The 19623-nt window shown below is 65.3% G+C and carries 13 protein-coding genes and 1 pseudogene; 9 read left to right on the forward strand and 5 right to left on the reverse strand.

Annotated elements, in window-relative coordinates:
• Position 1 precedes the first annotated feature (1 nt).
• Positions 2-1146 (reverse strand): annotated as a pseudogene (locus AB0P23_RS19750) (acyl-CoA dehydrogenase family protein).
• 86 nt (positions 1147-1232) lie between these two features.
• Here AB0P23_RS19750 and AB0P23_RS19755 point away from each other — a divergent pair.
• Positions 1233-2024, forward strand: coding sequence for an enoyl-CoA hydratase/isomerase family protein (locus tag AB0P23_RS19755; RefSeq protein ID WP_032375185.1), 792 nt, complete (start codon positions 1233-1235; stop codon positions 2022-2024).
• A gap of 10 nt (positions 2025-2034) precedes the next feature.
• Complete coding sequence (locus AB0P23_RS19760) at positions 2035-2976, forward strand: adenosine deaminase (RefSeq protein ID WP_363798917.1); 942 nt, start codon at positions 2035-2037, stop codon at positions 2974-2976.
• 1 nt (position 2977) lies between these two features.
• On the opposite strand, the gene AB0P23_RS19765 is transcribed toward AB0P23_RS19760, so the two are convergent.
• Together AB0P23_RS19765 and AB0P23_RS19770 are read right to left on the reverse strand one after the other, a co-directional pair.
• Positions 2978-4465, reverse strand: a complete 1488-nt coding sequence (locus AB0P23_RS19765) for a molybdopterin-dependent oxidoreductase (RefSeq protein WP_363798918.1) — start codon at positions 4463-4465, stop codon at positions 2978-2980.
• Between the two features lie 61 nt (positions 4466-4526).
• The gene (locus AB0P23_RS19770; RefSeq protein ID WP_363798921.1) at positions 4527-5840 is read right to left on the reverse strand and encodes a D-arabinono-1,4-lactone oxidase; all 1314 of its coding nucleotides are present in this window, start codon (positions 5838-5840) and stop codon (positions 4527-4529) included.
• 75 nt (positions 5841-5915) lie between these two features.
• Between AB0P23_RS19770 and AB0P23_RS19775 the strand changes: the two genes are divergently transcribed.
• Entirely contained in the window at positions 5916-6557 is a 642-nt protein-coding gene (locus AB0P23_RS19775) for a helix-turn-helix domain-containing protein (RefSeq protein ID WP_027498003.1), read from the forward strand.
• 83 nt (positions 6558-6640) lie between these two features.
• Positions 6641-7855 (forward strand): alanine racemase, encoded by a 1215-nt coding sequence (locus tag AB0P23_RS19780; RefSeq protein ID WP_363798923.1) that lies wholly within the window; start codon positions 6641-6643, stop codon positions 7853-7855.
• Here the strand turns inward: AB0P23_RS19780 and AB0P23_RS19785 are convergent.
• On the reverse strand, positions 7825-11274 hold the full coding sequence (locus tag AB0P23_RS19785) for a TM0106 family RecB-like putative nuclease (RefSeq protein WP_363798926.1): 3450 nt from the start codon (positions 11272-11274) through the stop codon (positions 7825-7827). The two genes, AB0P23_RS19780 and AB0P23_RS19785, sit on opposite strands and share 31 nt — an antisense overlap.
• A gap of 81 nt (positions 11275-11355) precedes the next feature.
• Here AB0P23_RS19785 and AB0P23_RS19790 point away from each other — a divergent pair, with 81 nt between their 5' ends.
• On the forward strand, positions 11356-11973 hold the full coding sequence (locus AB0P23_RS19790) for an alpha/beta fold hydrolase (protein WP_032375181.1): 618 nt from the start codon (positions 11356-11358) through the stop codon (positions 11971-11973).
• A gap of 106 nt (positions 11974-12079) precedes the next feature.
• On the opposite strand, the gene AB0P23_RS19795 is transcribed toward AB0P23_RS19790, so the two are convergent.
• Complete coding sequence (locus tag AB0P23_RS19795) at positions 12080-13867, reverse strand: long-chain fatty acid--CoA ligase (protein ID WP_032375182.1); 1788 nt, start codon at positions 13865-13867, stop codon at positions 12080-12082.
• A 277-nt stretch (positions 13868-14144) separates the two neighbouring features.
• On the opposite strand from AB0P23_RS19795, the gene AB0P23_RS19800 reads away from it, so the two are divergent.
• From AB0P23_RS19800 to AB0P23_RS19815, 4 genes are all read left to right on the forward strand, one after another.
• Positions 14145-15947 (forward strand): DEAD/DEAH box helicase, encoded by a 1803-nt coding sequence (locus AB0P23_RS19800; RefSeq protein ID WP_032364895.1) that lies wholly within the window; start codon positions 14145-14147, stop codon positions 15945-15947.
• 98 nt (positions 15948-16045) lie between these two features.
• Positions 16046-16546 (forward strand): 2Fe-2S iron-sulfur cluster-binding protein, encoded by a 501-nt coding sequence (locus AB0P23_RS19805; protein ID WP_027497997.1) that lies wholly within the window; start codon positions 16046-16048, stop codon positions 16544-16546.
• A complete protein-coding gene (locus AB0P23_RS19810; RefSeq protein ID WP_032375183.1) occupies positions 16543-17556 on the forward strand; it encodes a xanthine dehydrogenase family protein subunit M in 1014 nt (337 codons plus the stop codon). Before AB0P23_RS19805 ends, AB0P23_RS19810 begins: the two co-directional genes overlap by 4 nt.
• Positions 17553-19619, forward strand: a complete 2067-nt coding sequence (locus AB0P23_RS19815; RefSeq protein WP_032375184.1) for a xanthine dehydrogenase family protein molybdopterin-binding subunit — start codon at positions 17553-17555, stop codon at positions 19617-19619. The genes AB0P23_RS19810 and AB0P23_RS19815 overlap by 4 nt, the downstream gene beginning before the upstream one ends.
• The last annotated feature ends 4 nt before the right edge of the window (positions 19620-19623 follow it).

The following is a 19623-nucleotide window of genomic DNA, read 5'->3' on the forward strand; positions in this document are numbered from 1 at the left end:
TCTACAGCCCCAGATCCCGGCCGATCAGTTCCTTCATGATTTCGTTCGATCCGGCCCAGATCTTGGTCACGCGAGCGTCTTTCCACGCGCGGGCGGCGCGGTATTCGTTCATGAATCCGTAGCCGCCGTGCAGCTGGACGCAGTGGTCGAGAATTTCGTTCTGCACCTGCGAGCTCCACCACTTGGCCTTGGCTGCATCGATGGCCGTCAGCTCGCCCTGGCCGTGGGCGACGATGCAGTTGTCGATGTATGCCTGTGCCACATCGAGTTTGGTGACGAGCTCGGCGAGCAGAAACTTGTTCCACTGCAGCGAGCCGATCTGCTGACCGAATGCCTTGCGGTCCTTGGCGTACTGCAGCGTCTCTTCGAGAATGGGCCGTACGTGTCCGAGGTTGGCCACCGAGCAGCTGATGCGTTCCTGGGGGAGCAGCTGCATCATGTGGATGAAGCCGCCGTCGAATTCGCCGATCATGTTGGCGCTGGGTACTCGCACGTTCTCGAAGAACAGTTCCGCGGTGTCGGATTCGGGCTGGCCGACCTTGTCGAGTTTGCGGCCGCGGGTGAATCCCTCGGTTCCTTCTCGACGGCGAACAGCGTGATGCCCTTCGCCTTCTTCTCGGGCGTCGTGCGCGTGGCGACGATGACGAGGTCGGCGGAATTGCCGTTGGTGATGAACGTCTTCGAGCCGTTGATGATGAAGTCGTCGCCGTCCTTGACGGCGGTGGTCTTCAGCGCGGCCAGGTCCGAGCCGCCGGAGGGCTCCGTCATGGCGATGGCGGTGAGGATCTCGCCGCTGCAGAACCCGGGCAGCCAGCGCTTCTTCTGCTCCTCGGTGGTGAGCTTGACGAGGTAGGGCGCGACGATGTCGACGTGGATACCGAAGCACGACGCCACCGCGGCACTCGAGCGGGCGAGTTCCTCACCGAGGACGGCGTTGAATCGGTAGTCCTCGGCTCCGCTGCCGCCGTATTCTTCGGGCACCTCGAGGCCGAGGAAACCGTTGCGTCCTGCTTCGAGCCAGATCTCGCGGTCGATGTATCGCTGTTCGATCAGCTTTTCCTCGGCCGGTGTGATCGTCCTGGTGACGAACTCGCGTACCGATGCGCGGAAGTCGTCGTGGTCGGACTCGAACAGGCTGCGCTTCACTTACTTGTTCCTCTCGGTAACGGCTGATACGCGCACAATACTCGTCGGTAACTACGCCCCGGAACGCGTATGGCACTATGCGAGGCATGGCTGACGCACCTACCTCGCTCGTCCGATCGACCACTGCGGCCGGCGCCGAGGTCGCTGTCCTGACGTTCGATCACGGCCCCCTCAATCTGTTCGATCAGGCAATGTTCGACGCGGTGGCCGCGAACGTTGCCGATCTGGCCGCGAACCCGCCGCGTGCGGTTCTGCTGCGTGCCGAGGGCAAGGTCAACTCGGCGGGCGTCGACGTGCACGTGTTCGAGGGATTGTCCGCGGCCGAGGGTGCCGATCTGTGGCGTGGGTTGTTCGCCGGCATCATTCACCCGCTCGAGGCGTTGCCGTGTCCGGTGATCTACGCCGCGCACGGTTTGACGCTCACCGCGGCGTTCGAGATCTCGCTGGCCTGCGACATCGTTCTGGCCGGACCCAAGGCGAAGTTCGGTCTGGTCGAGACCGTCGTCGGGTTGACGCCGTCGATGGGCGGACCGCAGCGTCTGGCCGAGCGGGCCGGGTCGGGTCGGGCACGTGAATTCGTCATGACCGGTGATCTGTACGACGCCCAGACGTTGAAGGAGTGGGGCGTGGTCAACCAGATCCACGACGACGTCGATGCCGCGGCGCTCGCGTTGACACACCGACTGGCCGACGGCCCTACCGTCGCCCATGCGGCCACGAAACAGATTGTGGCGGCGTGGCGTTCGGGCGGTGTGGCGCACGCGGACGACATCACGTCGGAGGTGTCGGGCGCATTGTTCGAGACCGATGATCTGCGCGGTGCGGTGACGAGCTTCCTCGAGGTCGGCCCTGGTAAGGCGACGTACACCGGCAAGTAGAATCGTATGAGTGAGTAATGATCAACTGGCCGAACTGCACCTGCACATCGAAGGGTCGCTCGAGCCTCCGCTGATCTTCGATCTTGCCGAGCGCAACGCAATCACGCTGCCGTACAACGATATCGACGAACTGCAGGCGAAGTACGAGTTCACCGACCTGCAGTCCTTCCTCGATCTGTACTACGCGAACATGGCCGTGTTACGCACCGCCGAGGACTTCGCCGATCTGGCGCGCGCGTACTTCCGCCGCACCGCGCAGGCCGGGGTGACGCATGCGGAGATCTTTTTCGATCCACAGGCGCACACCGAGCGCGGTGTACCGCTCCAGGCCGTCGTCGAGGGATTGGCCGACGCCTGCGCGACCAGTGAGCGCGAATTCGGCGTCACCAGCGGGTTGATCGCGTCGATCCTGCGAGACAAGCCGGTGCTGTACGCCAACCAATTGCTCGACGACCTGTTGGCGATGAAGGCACCGATCATCGGTCTCGGTCTCGACTCCGCCGAGGTCGGCTACCCGCCCTCGCTGTTCGTCGACGTGTTCGCCAAGGCGCGCGCGGAGGGCCTGCACGTGGTCGCCCATGCCGGTGAGGAAGGCCCGCCCGACTACATCTGGCAGGCGTTGGACCTGCTGAAGGTCGAGCGCATCGATCACGGCGTCCGGTGCTTGGAAGACGAGGCGCTGGTGAATCGACTTGTCGAGGAACAGATTCCGCTCACCGTCTGCCCGTTGTCCAACGTTCGGCTCAAGGTGATCGACGACGTCGCGCAATTGCCGCTACGGCAGATGCTCGAACGTGGGTTGTCGGTGTCGATCAATTCCGACGACCCCGCTTATTTCGGCGGGTACGTCGACGACAACTTCTCGGCGCTCGAAGAGGGCATGGGTCTGACCGCGGACGAGCGCACACAGTTGGCGGAGAATTCGGTTCGCGCCAGCTTCGCGACAACCTGAATCAGTTCGCCGTCACCGAGATCTTCGGGTAGCCGGTTGCTCCGTCGGGGACGGTGTCTGCAGTCTTGTTGGTCTGCAGCTCCCCGGCGGAGTTGGTAGCGCGGGCGCGGATCGCGTGCTGGCCCGCCGGCAGGTCGAGCTCGATCATCCACTGCCTCCACGTGTCCTTGGAGTACTCCTCCGACAGGGTTGCCGGCACCCAATTGCCCTCGTCCACTTGCACTTCGACGGCCTCGATGCCGGTGTGCTGATCCCAGGCGACGCCCGCGAACACGGTCTTACCCGCGGATACGGAGCTGCCCGACCGCGGGGTGTCGATGCGGGCAGCTGTCTTGATCGGACCGAGTGCGCCCCAGCCGCGGTCGGTCCAGTAGGCCGTCACCTTGTCGAATCGGGTGATTTCGATGTCGGTGACCCACTTGGTGGCCGAGACGTATCCGTACAGTCCGGGCACGACCAGTCGGGCCGGGTAACCGTGCTCCACGGGTAGCGGGGCGCCGTTCATCCCGACGGCCAACAGTGCGTCGCGGCCGTCGAGCAGCACCTCGAGGGGAGTGCCCGCGGTGAAGGCGTCGCTGCTGGACGACAGGGCCATGTCGGCGTCGGGGGAGATGCCCGCTTCTTCGAGGATGTCCTTCACTGGGTAGCCGATCCACGTCGCGTTGCCGACGAGGTCGCCGCCGACGATGTTGGACACGCACGTCAACGTGACTGTTTTCTCCACCGCCTGACGCTGCGCCAGATCGGCGAACGTCAACTCGATCTCGCGGTCCACCATGCCGTGGATCCGCAGCGACCACGTATCCGACGCCACGCGTGGCACGACCAACGCGGTGTCGATGCGGTAGAAGTCCTCGTTCGGGGTGATGTACGACGCGAGGCCGTCGATCTTCAGGTCCGCCCCCGCCGGTATCGGCGTTTGCGGCGTCGGGGTCGGGAGCATGAAGCCGAGTCGATCGGCGGTGACCGCTCGCGCCGAGGTGAGCATTCGTCCGGCCGTCCCTGCGACGACTCCGAGTACTGCGGCACCGGCGGCGAGGGTCAGAAAACTGCGTCGGTTCATTCCGTCGGTCGCCGGGGTGGCGGATCCGATGAGGGCGTGCAGCACGACGATGCCGACGATGACGCCGCCGACGGTCGGGACTGCGTAGAACACCGTCGCGTCGGGTCGGGTCACCGCGGCGAGGACGCCGATTACGCCCAGGGCGGCGAACACCGCGGCCCCGATCGGTTTGCGAGCGATTCCTGCCGCGGCGGCGATAGCACCGATGACCACGGCCATGCCGATGAACAGGGCGAGCTTGTCGGAGGTGCCGAACGTGTCGATGGCCCATTCACGGACCGGTGCCGGACTGTTGTCGACCGCCGAGGATCCGACGGCGGTCAGTGGTGACGAGTTCGGTCCGATGGGGACGGCGATCAATTCGCCGACGCCGAGGACGACTCCGGCGGCGATGATGCCGGACAGCGCGCGTTTTCCTGTGCTCACCGAGTCCAATGTAAGCGAATCCGTCGTGCGCGGTATTTCGTAGCAGGGTACGAGATACCGCTCACGACAGCAGGTGGTCCAGATAGTCGTTGCGGAACAGCTGCGTCGGGTCCAGTGAATCTCGGATGCGCAGGAAGTCGTCGAAGTGTTCGTAGGAATCACGCAGTTCGGCGCTGCCGAGAGAGTGCAGTTTGCCCCAGTGCGGTCGACCTCCGACACTGCGGCAGATGGTCTCGACGGCGTCGAAATACTCCCGGTGATCGCGGCGGTGGTACTGGTGCACGGCGATGTAGGCCGTCGGGCGTCCATAGGCCGTGGAGAGCCAGATGTCGTCGGCGGCGGCAAATCGTACTTCGACGGGGAACGCGATGGAGATCGCCGAACGCTCGAGCCAGCGATCCACCTCGCGCAGCACCCAGGCGATCTCGGAGGCGGGCACGGCGTATTCCATCTCGACGAACTTGACCGTCCGCGACGACGCGAACACCCGATACGAGCGGTCGGTGTACTCGCGGGCCGACAGTGCTCGGGCCGAGACCGCGTTCACCCTGGGAATCAACGCAGGCACTCGCGTCACCACTCGGTTGAGGCCCTCGAAAACCGTGTTGGACAGCAGTTCGTCGTCGAGATACGAGCGCACCTTGCCCAGCGGACGCAGATCGGTGTCACCGGGCAGGCGGGTGTTGCGTTTGGTGAGCACACGATCGGTGTGCGGAAACCAATAGAACTCGAAATGGTCGACGCCGGCGACGGTGGCATCGAGATCACGCAACGTCGCCGTCAGCGTCGACGGCGTCTCGACGGCCTGCAGCGCGAACGCCGCGACGCAGTTCAACGTCACACGCGTGATGACGCCGAGAGCGCCGAGACCGATGCGGGCCGCGTCGAACAGTTCTGTGTTCTCGTCTCGGGAGCACTGCACCGACTGTCCGTCTGCGGTCATCAGCTCCAGCGCGTGCAGCTGGGTGGCGATGCCGCCGAATCCGGCACCGGTTCCGTGAGTGCCCGTCGAGAAGGCCCCGGCGACGGACTGCTCGTCGATGTCGCCCAGATTGGTCATCGCCAGCCCGAGCTCCCACAACCGCGCCGACAACTCCCGGAGTCGAGTGCCGGCCAGCACCGTCACCTGGGCAGATCCGTCGTCGTCGCGTTCGACGGATTCGATACCGCTCAGCGCATCCAAGCCGATCTGGATACCGTCGGTGACGGCAATGGGAGTGAAGGAATGCCCTGCCCCGACGCAGCGCACCGGCAGAGACCGTTCGGCGGCATCGCGCAGAATCGCACGCAGCTCCTCGACCGACGAGGGCTCGGCTCGACGCGCCGGGAATGCATGTTGATTGCCCGCCCAGTTCTGCCACGACCGCTCGATCATCGAATCACTATCTCGCAGCGCGCTCCCCTGGGGCAATCCAAGGCACAGATGTCGACCGCGACCTAGTATCGGGTCATGCAATCGAGGCTGCCCGCCGACGTGCGCCGCGCACAACTGGTGCAGTCGGCAATCGACGTCGCCGAGCGGGTCGGTATCGAGTCGCTCACCGTTCGGGCGCTGTCGGAATATGCCGACGTCACCAAAGGCATCGTGCAATACCACTTCGAGACGAAGCAGGATCTGGTGATCGCGATGGGCGAGCACCTCATCGTCGACGTCACCGAGATACTGCACGCCGCGTTGGACAGCGCGGTCGGAACACACGAACTACCCGGTGTTCGGGGGCTGCGCGAGCTGGTGCACAGCGGGCTGAGCGCGGTGTGGCTGCTGATCGAGAAATCGCATGGTCGTCAGCTGTTGGCGTACGAGATCAAGACGTATCTGTTGCGGCATCGCGCACTGGGTTCGGCCACGGCCGCCGAGATCGCCAGCGGGCAGTATCGAATCCGGGATTCCGAGGCGCAGCTGTTCTTCGAGAATTGTTCCGACCACACCGGCACGCGGTGGCTCGAACCAGTGGAGTCGATCGCCCGCTTCGGGATGGCGACTCTCGACGGTTTGGTGCTGCGGTGGTTGGTCGACGGCGACGATCTCGAAGTGTTGGCCCAGATCGACGACCTGTCCGGGTTGATCGCCGCGAAGGCAGAAGATCGCTGAGTGGAAAATCGCTCGACGGGACTTCTCGGCTGCGGAGTGTTTGACTGTGTCGGCCCGGCAACGACGACGAAGGAATGTGCCGAATGAGTTCGATCGCCGGTGACACCACCACCGCAACGACCCCGCTGTCCCGCATTGTCGCAGCCACCGAGGGTCTCGAATCTCCTTCGGCAGCAGTCGATCTGACAGCTCTCGATGCCAATGCTGCAGCCCTGCGCGCACGCGCGAACGGTGTACCGATCAGGATCGCCAGCAAGTCGGTGCGGTGCCGAGCCGTGTTGAATCGGGTCCTCGCGGCGCAGGGTGTATCCGGAGTGATGGCCTATTCGCTGCGCGAAGCGATCTGGTTGGCGCGGGCCGGCGTCGACGACATTCTGATGGGGTACCCGACGGTCGATCGAACGGCGCTCGCCGAGGTGGTCAACGACCGCGTGCTGTCGGGGCGCATCACGTTGATGGTCGACGACGTCGCGCAACTGGACCTCGTCCGAGACGCCGCTCGGAGCGATCTGCTCAAGCCCCGCATCTGTATCGACGTGGACGCATCGTTGCGGGTGGGGCCGCTGCACATCGGGGTCAGGCGCTCTCCGCTTCGGGATCCGGAGCAGGTGGCGCAGTTCGCCCGTCAGGCTCGCTCGCGGGGGTTCCGGGTGGTGGGGTTGATGTTCTACGAGGCGCAGATCGCCGGTGTTCCCGACGCCAACGTCGCAGTCGAGCTGATGAAGTCGCTGTCGTCTCGTGAGATCGGTGCGCGGAGAACAGCAGTGGTGGACGCCGTGACCGCGGCGATCGGGCCGCTCGAGATCGTCAACAGCGGTGGTACCGGGTCGATCGATTTCTCTGCCGCGGATCCGGCTGTCACCGAGGTCACCGCGGGCTCGGGTCTGTTCGCGCCGACCCTGTTCGATCGGTATCGCGCCTTCTCGGCAGAACCCTCGCTGTTCTTCGCACTGCCGGTGGTGCGCAAGCCGACTCCGCGGATCGCCACCGCGTTCGGCGGCGGCTACATCGCGTCGGGCCCGGCATCCTGGTCGCGATCACCCCGACCGGTCGGCTGGTCCAGGAGGGCAGCGGGCGTTGTCACGTCGGGCCTGAAACTGCTGCGCAACGAGGGCGCGGGGGAGGTGCAGACCCCGGTGAGCGGCGCCGAGGAGGTGCGCATCGGCGATCGAATCTGGTTCCGCCACGCCAAGGCCGGGGAGTTGTGCGAGCGGTTCGACACTCTGGCTCTGGTGCATTCCGACGGATCGGTCGACGCCGTTCCCACCTACCGCGGCGAGGGTATGGCGTTCGGCTGACGTGCGTTCTCGCACAGCCGCATGAACGTGCCGAGCGTGACGAGTCCGTCCGGGGTCGACGGCAGATAATGGGTCAGCGCGCGCGAGCGCACCAGGATCGCGGCCCACTGGCCGCGGGAGATGGCGACGTTGAGTCTGTTGCGCGACAACAGGAATCCCATTCCGCGGGGCACGTCCTCGATGGCCGACGCTGCCATGGAGATGAGGACCACCGGTGCCTGACGGCCCTGGAATTTGTCGACGGTCCCCACCGACACCTCGTCGAGCCCGGCGGCTTCGAGTTGCGCGACGATGACGGCGACCTGTGCGTTGTAGGCCGCGACCACCAGAAAGTCGGACTGCTGCATCGGGCGCGGGTCGCTGCCGTGTGCGGGGTCCACCCACGGCCGACCGAGCAACGACCGCACGCGCGTGACGATCTCGTCGGCTTCCTCGATCGAGTCGGTGGAATTGCCGTGGTGGTCCAGAAGGACGACGTGCAGGCCCGGTTCCAGACCCGACAGCGAACGTGACTGTGTCACATCCTTGTTCGATTCGAGCTTGCCCTCGTACGACAGCATCGACACCGGCGCGCACAGATCCGGATGCATCCGCCACGTCGTCGCCAGGAAGTAGCCGCGGTCGGCGGGCAGGGTAGCGTGCCCGGTCGTCAGCCATCCGAGGGCCGATTCGTCGACGGGCTCGGGGTGGGTGCCCTGACTGACCTGAGGGAGCTGCGCCGGGTCGCCGAGAAGCAGCAGATTGCGCGCCGATACCGAGACCGCGATGGTGTTGGCGAGGGAGAACTGACCGGCCTCGTCGACGACGAGTAGATCGAGGGAGCCGGGTGGAATTCGGCCGGGGTTGGAGAAATCCCAAGCGGTGCCGCCGATGACGCAGCCCTCGTCGGCCTCGGTGACGAAGTGCGAGTATCCGGCGATGTCCACGACGGTGTGCGTGGTCGGGGCCTTCTTGCCCACTTTCGAGGCGTCGACCCCGGCCCCGACGATGGTGTCGAGCAGGTTGTTCACCACGTGATGCGACTGGCCGACCACCCCGATCCGCCAATGATGTGTGTTCACCAGGTGTTCGATGACGCGCGCCGCCGTGTAGGTCTTCCCGGTGCCGGGCGGGCCCTGCACCGCGACGTACGAATTGTCGAGATCGAGCAGCGCGGCCGTGATCGCATGTGCGTAGTCGTTGTCGTGGACCACGGGAAGGCCGGCGCCGGAACGGGTTCGAGGCGTCGAGCGCGTCAGCAGATCGGCGACAGCCGTACGCGGTAGTTTCGGCAACCCGCCGAGAACCTCGGTCGCGACGGAGACGATCGCCTGCTCGAGATGCTTGGTGTTCGGCGGCGGCTCGGGCGCGGTGGCAACCGGGAAATCGGTGTACTCCTCCACACCCTTGCGTAGATTCTCCTGTACGACAACCACATCCAGGGTCCCCTCGTACCCGGTCTGCACAATCTCGACCGATGTGGTGGCCCGATGCGTCGGTTGCTGCTTCGTCAAACCCTCCGGCGCCGGGTTCTCGTACAGCAGCTTCACCTTCGAGCCGGACAGCACGCCGTTGCTCAGGTGCCCGACCAGTTTGACCTGACGACGCAGCACCCGTTGTCCGGGTGCAGTTTTCATCCAGTCGTGCACCAGCTCGGCGCGCTCGACCTTCAATACGTCCGCGGCGTCGGCCCATTCGTCGAGCGGATGGGTCAGACGGTCGTAGTGGCCCCACCAGAACGGCTTGTTCTCTCGTCGGTGATATCCGATGGCACCGGCGAACAATCCGAGCGCGTGCTGCGTCGGCGTGCGATCCCACGGCAGTCCGGCGTGCTCGGCCAGTTCGAGTTCGAGTGGGGTCGCGGTGCGGTCGACGACGTCCTCGAGGTCCAGCTGCTGCGGGGGCCGCGGTGCCACCCCGGCGTCCGATGCCCGATCGAGCAACCAATCACGCAGTCGCAGTGTCGATTCGCAGTCGGTGCGGTTGTACTCGGCAATGTCGGCGAGCAGAGCTGCCGCCTCGGCGTCCTTGCCTCGATCGCGCAGTTCGCACCAGTGCGCGTATTCGACGATCGACGCCGCCGCGTCGGTGACGTCTCCGTCACGGGCCGCGGGCATGTACAGCGGTTCGAGTTTCTTGATGCTGTACGAGCGGGCACCGATCCGAACAGCCGACCGCACGACGGGGTAGAGATCCACGAGAACGTTCTCCCGCAGCAGATCGTCGACGGCGTCCTCGCCCACTCCGTACCGGCCGGCCAGCCGCAGCAGGGCCGTCTTCTCGTACGGCGCATAGTGATACACGTGCATCTTCGGATGCTCGGCTCGGCGGGCGGCGACATAGTCGAGGAAGTCGATGAGCGCACGACGTTCCTGCGCACGGTCGTGCGCCCAGAACGGCAGGAAGTCGCCGTCCGCGGTGTAGACGCCGAACAGGTACTCGAGACCCCAGTCGGACGAACCGGACTCCGCGTACAGCGGATCTCCCTCGAAGTCGAAGAAGATGTCCCCGTCGTCGGGCTCGGGAATCACCCCCAGTGCCTCGGCGTCGAAGATCTCGAATTCGGCTGCCCCGCTGCGCTCTTGGCGTACCTGTAGGGCCGCCTGCGCGCGCAGGTTCTCCAGTGTGCGGGAGGACATGCCGTCCACCGGGGTACTCGACTCGGCGAGCTCGTCGATCGACGAGATCCCTGCGTCCAGTAGGCGGTCCCTGGTGCTGCCGCGCATGCCGGCGACGAGCACCAGATCGCGATGCTGCTCCACCTCGGCGGTGCAGGCATCGCATTGCCCGCATCCCGAATACCGCGGATCGAACCACTCGACGACGGAGCCCTCGGCGTGATGCTCGTCGAGAATGTGCTGCAGGTGTGCTCTCGACTGCCGGTAGACCGGAAGAATGTCGGCCAGCGCGTGCGCGGAGTCGCTGCCGTCGCCGAGCATCAGATGCACCTGTTCGCTCGGAGTGATACCCCCGGTGTGCAGCGCGTCGGCGTACGCGGCCAACTGCAGCAGCGCCGGCACCTTCGCGTGTCTCGACAGTTTCGTGTCGTAGACGGTGTAACGAGAACCGTCGGCAACCAAGAAGTCGCAGAAACCGAGAAACCGTCCGTCGAAGAAGGTGGCCTGATAGAGCACCGGCGTGCGTGAGGTCAGGGCAGTGAAGGTCGCCCACGCCGCGTCCGCCAGTTCCTGTGCGGTACGGCCCGGTCGGTCCATGGTCAGGACGCCACCGGGAAAACGCTGCTCGAACGCCTCGAGTTGGCGTCGTTCGTGCTCGAATCCGAGCGTGGACGTGCGGTCGAGCATCGGGTCGGCTGCGACGCTCTGCCGGGGGATCAGGCCGGTGACAGCGTCCAGTCGTCGGAGCAGGCCGAATTCGCAGGACGCCGCCGCAGCGAGGTCGCTGGCGCTGTAGACGACCTGATCGCCGAGGAGGAACACAAGCGTCCACCCTAGCGACCCGCGACAGCGGCACCGGTCACGTTGCGCGCGGAAGCCGGCGGGAACAGGCAAAATGATCCAATGCCTTTTTTCGACGGAGCCACCGGTGCTGTCCACTATCGAACCTGGACCGTCGCCGACGCTCGATTCGGTCTCGTTTTCCTGCACGGTCTCGGCCAGAACAGCGCCCATTACCACCGCTTTGCGCGGCTGCTGAACGAGCGTGGGGTGGACGTGTGGGCGGTCGATCACGTGGGGCACGGCCTGACCGAGGGTGAACTGACCGACGCAGCACAGATCCCCGGCCTCGCCCAGAACGCGCTGCAGTTGATCGACATCGCCGAGGCCGAGCACCCCGAGCTGTCGTTCGCCCTGATGGGCCACTCGCTCGGTGCCGCGACGGCCATCGCAGCGCTGGGTGCGCATCCCGAGGCCGTCCGATGCGCAATCCTGTGCGGCACGCCCAAGTCCGTGACCGGTTCTGCCGACGACCTGTCCGACAACGTCATTCCATTGCTGGCCGTGCACGGGGTCGACGATCGTCTGGCACCGGTCGATGCCGTGCGTGAATGGATCGGACGCGTTCCGCAGGCGAGCCTGCGCGAGTTCGAGGACGGCGGACACGATCTGCTGCACGAAAAGATCCACCAGGCCGTGACCACGGTGGTCGCCGAATTCCTCGACGACCACATGCACTGACGACCACATGCACTGACGATGACATGCACTGACGATCACATGCTGTACGACGAAGGGCCCGACGCGATTGCTCGCGTCGGGCCCTTCGGCACTCGTGCTGGGCGATCTACGAGTAGATGGCCTCGATGTCGCTGCCACGTTCGGTGTGGATGATGTTGCGCTTGAGCTTCATCGTCGGGGTCAGCTCGCCGGTCTCGACGGTGAAGTCGTTCTCGAGGATCGTGTACTTCTTGATCTGCTCGGGGTTGGAGACCTTCTTGTTGGCCTCGGCCACGGCCTTGTCGATTTCGGCGACGAGGTCGGCGTTCTTCGACAGCTCCGAGAACGGGATGTCGGCAGCGAGGTTGTGGCGTTCGAGCCAGCCCGGCATTGCTTCGGGGTCGAGGGTGATGAGCGCACCGATGAACGGCTTGGCGTCACCGACGACGAGGCACTGGCTGATGATCGCGTTGGCGCGCAGCGCGTCCTCGAGCACCGCGGGGGCGACGTTCTTGCCGCCTGCGGTGACGATGATTTCTTTCTTGCGGCCGGTGATCGAGACGAAGCCTTCCTGGTCGATCGAGCCGAGGTCGCCGGTGTGGAACCAGCCGTCGACGATCGCTTCGGCGGTGGCCTTCTCGTTGTGCCAGTAGCCGCTGAACACCACCGGCCCCTTGAGCAGCAGTTCGCCGTCTTCGGCGACCTTGACCGCGTGGCCGTCGATGGGCTTGCCGACGGTGCCCACGCGCTGTTCCTTGGTGGTGTTGACGGTGACGGCCGCACTGGTCTCGGTCAGACCGTAGCCCTCGTAGACCGGTACCCCTGCGCCGCGGAAGAAGTGGCCGAGGCGAGCGCCGAGGGGGCCGCCGCCCGAGACCGCACGATCGCAGTTGCCGCCGAGCGCAGCCCGCAACTTGGAGTAGACGAGCTTGTCGAAGACGGTGTGCTTGAGATTGAGGACCAGGCCTGCGCCGCCCTTCTCCTGGGCCTCGCTCCACTCGATGGCCGTCGCGGCGGCCTTGTCGAAGATGCTGCCCTTGCCGCCGTCGTGCGCCTTCTGCTTGGCCGAGTTGTAGACCTTCTCGAACACGCGCGGCACCGAGAGAATGAAGTTCGGCTTGAAGACGGCGAACTGATCCACCAGGGTCGATACGTCCGAGGTGTGACCGACGGTCACCTTGGACTCGAACGAGCCGAACGACACCGCGCGGGCGAACACGTGCGCCATCGGCAGGAACATCAAGGTGCGGTTGCCCTCGCGCATGGAGTCGTGCAGCGCGATCTGGGTGGCCTGGACCTCGGCGTAGAAGTTCGCGTGTGTCAGCTGCACACCCTTGGGGCGGCCGGTGGTGCCCGAGGTGTAGATCAGGGTCGCGGGGGAGGCGGCAGTGACCTGGTGTCGACGGGTATGGACGTCCTCGTCGCTGACTCCTGCGCCGCGCGTGGTCAGCTCGTCGATGGCTCCGGCGTCGATCTGCAGTACCTCACGCAGGTCGGCGGCCCCGTCGGTGACGTCCTTCAGGTTCGAGACGTGAGACGCGGTCTCGACGATCAGCAGCTTGGTCGCGGAGTCCTCGAGGATCCACTGCGCCTGATCGGGCGACGAGGTCTCGTAGATCGCGACGGTGCACCCGCCGGCGGTCCAGATGGCGTAGTCGAGGACGACCCACTCGTAGCGGGTCGCGCTGAGGATCGCGACGCGGTCGCCGAGTTCGACGCCCGACGCGATCAGGCCCTTGGCCACGGCGGTGACCTCTTTGGCGAACTGACCCGCGGTGACGTCGGTCCAGGTGCCGTTCACCAGGCGCTGGAACGGGACGAAGTTCGGTGATTCCTTCTCGTACCGGAAGACGGTGTCGGCCATGGATGCGTCGTCGGGAATGGTGAATGACGCCGGCACAGAATATTCGCGCACTGCTGGACCCCTTACGGATAAATAGCGTGGTAGTTGTGCATTTCATCACACCCGAGTCCGTAACGCACCACCGAGGTTGTCCGCTTTGTGAATTTTCGGTCGTTTTTCGGGGGAGGTGAGTGTGACTCGGGGTACAACATAACGGTGTCCGGTCGTGTGTCTCCGTCGGGTCGCCCTCGCAGGGCCGCGTGTGCGTGCCCCCATCACCGCTGTTTTCGTCACCTGATCAGCGCAGAAGGAGTCGCGGGGGCCGGGCAGGTACTAAACTCGGGTGTATATGAGCACTTCAGAATCTGATCAGGATGCCGCCGTGACGTCTGACGAGACGAGTTCGTCCCCTCCCGTCCACGCAGGTGAGTCTTCTTCGACAGCGGATGACGACATCACTTTTGCCGATCTCGGAATAGACGAGCGGGTCCTGAAGGCCCTGCGCGACGTCGGATACGAGAGCCCGTCGCCCATCCAGGCGGCCACCATCCCGCCGTTGATGGCGGGGAACGACGTCGTCGGCCTCGCGCAGACCGGAACGGGTAAGACCGCCGCGTTCGCGGTGCCGATCCTGTCTCGTCTCGATGTCTCGCGTCGGACGCCGCAGGCCTTGGTGCTGGCACCGACCCGCGAGCTCGCGTTGCAGGTGGCCGAGGCGTTCGGGAAGTACGCCACCCACATTCCGGGTCTGCACATTCTGCCCATCTACGGCGGTCAGGCGTACGGGATCCAGTTGTCCGGCCTGCGCAAGGGTGCCCAGATCATCGTCGGAACCCCGGGCCGTGTGATCGACCACCTCGAGAAGGGCACACTCGACCTCTCCGGGCTCGAATACCTCGTGCTCGACGAGGCCGACGAGATGCTCAAGATGGGGTTCCAGGAGGACGTCGAGCGCATCCTCTCCGACACTCCCGAATACAAGCAGGTCGCGTTGTTCTCGGCCACGATGCCGGCCGCGATTCGCAAGATCTCGAAGCAGTATCTGCACGACCCGGTGGAGATCACCGTCAAGACCAAGACGTCGACGGCACCGAACATCACCCAGCGGTACGTGCAGGTGGCGCATCAACGCAAGCTCGAGGCGCTCACTCGAATCTTCGAGGTCGAAGAGTTCGAGGCCATGATCATGTTCGTGCGCACCAAGCAGGCCACCGAAGAGCTCGCCGAGAAGTTGCGCGCACGGGGATTCTCCGCCGCCGCGATCAACGGCGACATCGTGCAGGCACAGCGTGAGCGCACCATCGGCCAGCTCAAGAACGGCCAGATCGACATTCTGGTGGCCACCGACGTTGCGGCTCGTGGTCTCGACGTCGACCGCATCTCGCACGTCATCAACTACGACATCCCGCACGACACCGAGTCCTACGTACACCGCATCGGCCGTACCGGCCGCGCGGGTCGCGCCGGTCAGGCTCTGCTGTTCGTCGCGCCCCGGGAGCGTCACCTGCTCAAGGCCATCGAGCGCGCGACGCGGCAGCCCATCACCGAGATGCAGCTCCCCAGCGTCGACGACGTCAATGCGCAGCGCGTGACGAAGTTCAAGGACTCCATCACCGAGAGCCTCGGCAACGAGAATCTGGCGCTGTTCCGCCGTCTCATCGAGGACTACGAGCGCGAGCACGACGTGCCTTTGGTCGACATCGCAGCAGCTCTGGCCATCCAGTCGCGCGACGGCGAAGCCTTCCTGCTCAAGCCCGAGCCGCCTGCCCCGCCGCGGGCACCCCGCGAGCCTCGTGAGCCGCGGCCACCGCGGACGTTCGACGAGGATGCGGCCAGCTCGCATCACCGCAAGACCGGCCAGGAGATGGCGACGTACCGGATCAGCGTCGGTAAGCGTCATCACGTTGCTCCCGGTGCCATCGTCGGTGCCATCGCCAACGAAGGCGGTCTGCGTCGAAGCGACTTCGGGCACATCAGCATTCGCCCCGACCATTCGCTGGTCGAGTTGCCTGCCGACCTCGCCGACGAGACAGTCGAGGCGTTGCGTCGTACCCGCATCAGCGGTGTGCTGATTCAGCTGCAGCCCGATTCCGGTCCTCCCGGACGTAGCGGCGGACCGCGCGGCGGCGGAAAGTTCAAGGGCAAGCGCTAGCACCACGTGCGCGGAACTTCGTAGCCTGCTACGAAGTTCCGCGCACGACCCGCCGGCTCGAGCGTTTGATGGCTCAGGCCCCGGGTATCCGCACGTGCATGACCAACGTCACTCTGCGTGTCAACGGAACCGATCGTGAGATCGACTGCGACACTCGATCCACTCTGCTCGACGCACTTCGCGAGAACCTGGATCTCGTCGGGGCCAAGAAGGGGTGCGACCACGGTCAGTGTGGTGCCTGCACCGTCCTGGTCGACGGCCGGCGAATCAACAGTTGCCTCACGTTCGCCGTCGCGCAGGTCGGGCGCGAGATCACCACCGTCGAGGGACTGTCCGACGGCGACACTCTGCATCCCGTACAGCAGGCTTTCGTCGATCGTGACGCCTTTCAGTGCGGGTACTGCACGTCCGGGCAGATCTGCTCGGCGGTCGCGGTGATCGAGGAGGCAAAACAGGGCTGGCCCAGTGCGGTCACGGAAGACCTCGAGGCCACCGATGTCGAACTCGACTCCGGCGAAGTGCGCGAGCGAATGAGCGGCAACCTGTGCCGCTGCGGTGCGTACGCGAACATCGTTCCCGCAGTGCAGGACGCGTCATGAAAACATTCGATTATCGAACCGCCACTGCGGTCGACGACGCTCTCGAACGCCTGGCGGGGGACGAGAACGCGATGTTGCTCGGTGGCGGCACCAATCTGGTCGATCTGATGAAGCTGGGTGTGGCGGCACCATCGGCGTTGATCGATGTCACGCGATTGCCGCTGCACGACATCGACGTCGCCGACGACGGAGCGTTGCGGATCGGATCCGGGGTGTCCAACAGTGATCTCGCGGTGCATCCGGTTGTCCGCCAGCGGTATCCGGTGCTCTCGCGGGCAGTGCTGTCCGGGGCCTCGGGCCAGCTACGCAACATGGCCACCACCGGTGGAAACCTGTTCCAGCGCACCCGATGCGTCTACTTCATGGACGCATCCAAGCCGTGCAACAAGCGCGAACCCGATTCGGGTTGTCCGGCACGTAACGGCGAGCATCGAAACCTCGCCATTCTCGGTGCGTCGGAGGCCTGCGTGGCGACGCATCCGTCCGACATGGCCGTTGCGCTTTCGGCTCTCGACGCGCGCATCGTCGTTCGCGGAGTCGACGGTGAACGGAAACTCGAGATGGACGAGTTCTACCGATTGCCCGGCGATGATCCGACGCGAGACAACACTGTCGCCCGAGACGAGATCGTCACCGCCATCGAAATTCCGAAGGCTGCCGACGGCACTGTCTCGACGTATCGGAAGGTACGGGACAGGCAGTCGTACGCGTTCGCGGTCGCGTCGATCGGCGCTGTGCTCGACGTCGAGGACGGAATCGTACGTGGGGTGTCGATCGCGCTGGGCGGCGTTGCGCACCGACCGTGGCGGGCCCGAACCGCCGAACATGCATTGCTCGGAACCGCTCCCGACGAGGCGTCGTTCCGGGCTGCGATCACCGAGGAGCTGCACGCAGCAGAGCCGTTGCGAGACAACGCCTTCAAAGTTCCGCTGGTGACAAACCTGGTGACGCGCACTCTGGTGGAATTGGCAGAGCTGGGCACACACGAAGAGTTGGGAGATCGGTCATGACGGCATCGATCGGCCAGTCGATTCAGCGCACCGAGTCCGTCGACAAGGTCACCGGCCGAGCGCGCTACGCGGCCGAGCAGCCGCCGATCGCCGGCCAGGTGTACGCCTGGTACGTGCCCGCGACGGTTCCCGTCGGGACGGTCGAGAACGTCGAACTCGCTGACGGGGGCCCGTCGGTCCACGCGCTCCTGTGGCACGGCAACGCCGAGAAGTTGGGCGACGTGGAAGATGCGGAACTACATGTGCTGCAATCGAATTCCGTTGCTTACCGCGGCCAGATCGTGGCCGTCGTTCTGGCCGAAACCCTCCAGGATGCCCGCGCGGCTGCCGCCCGAGTACAGGTGCGTTACGCCGACGTTCGCTCACCCGACAACACCCTGAGCGCCGATCACAGCTCGCTGTATGCGCCCGAGTCCGTCAACGCTGGGTTCCCCACCGACGTCACGGTCGGTGATCCGGACGCTGCATTGACGACGGCCGAGCACGTCGTCGACAACTGGTACTCGACGGCTCCGATGCACAACAGTCCGATGGAACCGCACGCCACCACGGCGCAATGGTCCGATGGTGTGCTGACGGTCTGGGATTCGACGCAGGCACCGTCGGGCGTTCAGGGCGATCTCGCCACGGCGTTCGGGCTCGAACCCGAGAACGTTCGTGTGATCGCAGAGAACGTCGGCGGAGGCTTCGGAGCGAAAGGCAGTACACGGCCCAACGCGGTTCTCGCTGCGATGGCGGCGCGAGCAACCGGCAAGACCGTCAAGCTGGTCCTGCCGAGGCAGGCCCTGTTCGATGTGGTCGGATACCGCACCCCGACCCTCAATCACGTTCGGCTCGGTGCAGATTCGGGTGGCAGGCTGCAGGCCATCGCTCACGATTCCTTTCAGCAGACCAGCACGATCTTCGAGTTCTGCGAGCAGACGTCGGAATCGACCCGGCACATCTATGCCTCGCCCAACCGCGCCACAACGCATCGCCTCGCGTCGCTGGATGTCGGCACCCCGCGCTGGATGCGAGCCCCGGGTGAGGCACCCGGCATGTTTGCCGTCGAGACGGCGATCGACGAATTGGCAACGGCCACCGGAATCGATCCGATCGAGCTCCGGATCCGCAACGAACCCGACGTCGATCCCGCGAGTGGGAATCCGTTCAGCTCCCGCAGTGTGGTGCAGTGCCTGCGCGAGGGTGCCGAGAAGTTCGGCTGGGATCGTCGAGACTCCACGCCGGGCCGACGCCGAGAAGGCAACACTCTGCTCGGAATGGGCGTCGCCACAGCGAGTTACCCGGTGCTGATCTCGCCGAGTACCGCGGCGGCTCGCGTCGAGCAGGACGGCACGATCACGGTGTCCGTCGCTGCATCCGACATCGGAACCGGTGCGCGGACCGTGCTGCGACAGATTGCCGCCGATGCGCTCGAGGTCGACGCGGATGCCGTCACACTGGAACTGGGCGACAGCGCTCTGCCCAAGGCCCCCGGTGCCGGTGGATCCTCGGGCACCTCCTCCTGGGGCTGGGCGGTCACCAAGGTCTGCACCGCGTTGCGGGACCAGGGACCGTTGCAGCCGGGTAACTCCGCCGAGGCCGATACAACCGACGACGTCGAAGCCCAGAAAGAGTTGGCGCGCATGGCGTTCGGTGCCCAGTTCGCCGAGGTGGCAGTCGACGTCGACACCGCTGAAGTACGCGTGCGCCGGATGCTGGGGGTGTTCGGCATCGGGAAGGTGATGAATCCACGACTGGCCCGGTCGCAGCTCATCGGCGGCATGACGTTCGGACTCGGAATGGCGTTGATGGAGAGCGGCGTCGTCGATCACGAATTCGGCGGCTTCGCCAACCACGACCTCGCCGAGTACCACATCCCGGCCTGTGCGGACGTCACCGATCTCGAGGCCGTGTGGATCGAGGAGGTCGACACCGAGCTCGCACCGATGGGCGGTAAGGGAATCGGTGAGATCGGTGCGGTGGGCTCGTCGGCAGCCATCGGCAATGCGGTCTACAACGCCACCGGCGTCCGAGTCCGCGACCTACCGATCACCCTGGACAAGGTGCTACCGCACCTCTAGAACG

The organism is Rhodococcus sp. NPDC077669 (assembly GCF_040686915.1).
Lineage (GTDB): Bacteria > Actinomycetota > Actinomycetes > Mycobacteriales > Mycobacteriaceae > Rhodococcoides > Rhodococcoides fascians.

Bases quoted from the DNA above. Each gene is read 5' to 3' on its own strand.
- AB0P23_RS19815 (WP_032375184.1), top strand. From the start codon at position 17,553: ATGACGGCATCGATCGGCCAGTCGATTCAGCGCACCGAGTCCGTCGAC.
- AB0P23_RS19755 (WP_032375185.1), top strand. From the start codon at position 1,233: ATGGCTGACGCACCTACCTCGCTCGTCCGATCGACCACTGCGGCCGGC.
- AB0P23_RS19780 (WP_363798923.1), top strand. From the start codon at position 6,641: ATGAGTTCGATCGCCGGTGACACCACCACCGCAACGACCCCGCTGTCC.
- AB0P23_RS19805 (WP_027497997.1), top strand. From the start codon at position 16,046: ATGACCAACGTCACTCTGCGTGTCAACGGAACCGATCGTGAGATCGAC.
- AB0P23_RS19810 (WP_032375183.1), top strand. From the start codon at position 16,543: ATGAAAACATTCGATTATCGAACCGCCACTGCGGTCGACGACGCTCTC.
- AB0P23_RS19770 (WP_363798921.1), bottom strand. From the start codon at position 5,840: ATGATCGAGCGGTCGTGGCAGAACTGGGCGGGCAATCAACATGCATTC.
- AB0P23_RS19790 (WP_032375181.1), top strand. From the start codon at position 11,356: ATGCCTTTTTTCGACGGAGCCACCGGTGCTGTCCACTATCGAACCTGG.
- AB0P23_RS19775 (WP_027498003.1), top strand. From the start codon at position 5,916: ATGCAATCGAGGCTGCCCGCCGACGTGCGCCGCGCACAACTGGTGCAG.
- AB0P23_RS19800 (WP_032364895.1), top strand. From the start codon at position 14,145: ATGAGCACTTCAGAATCTGATCAGGATGCCGCCGTGACGTCTGACGAG.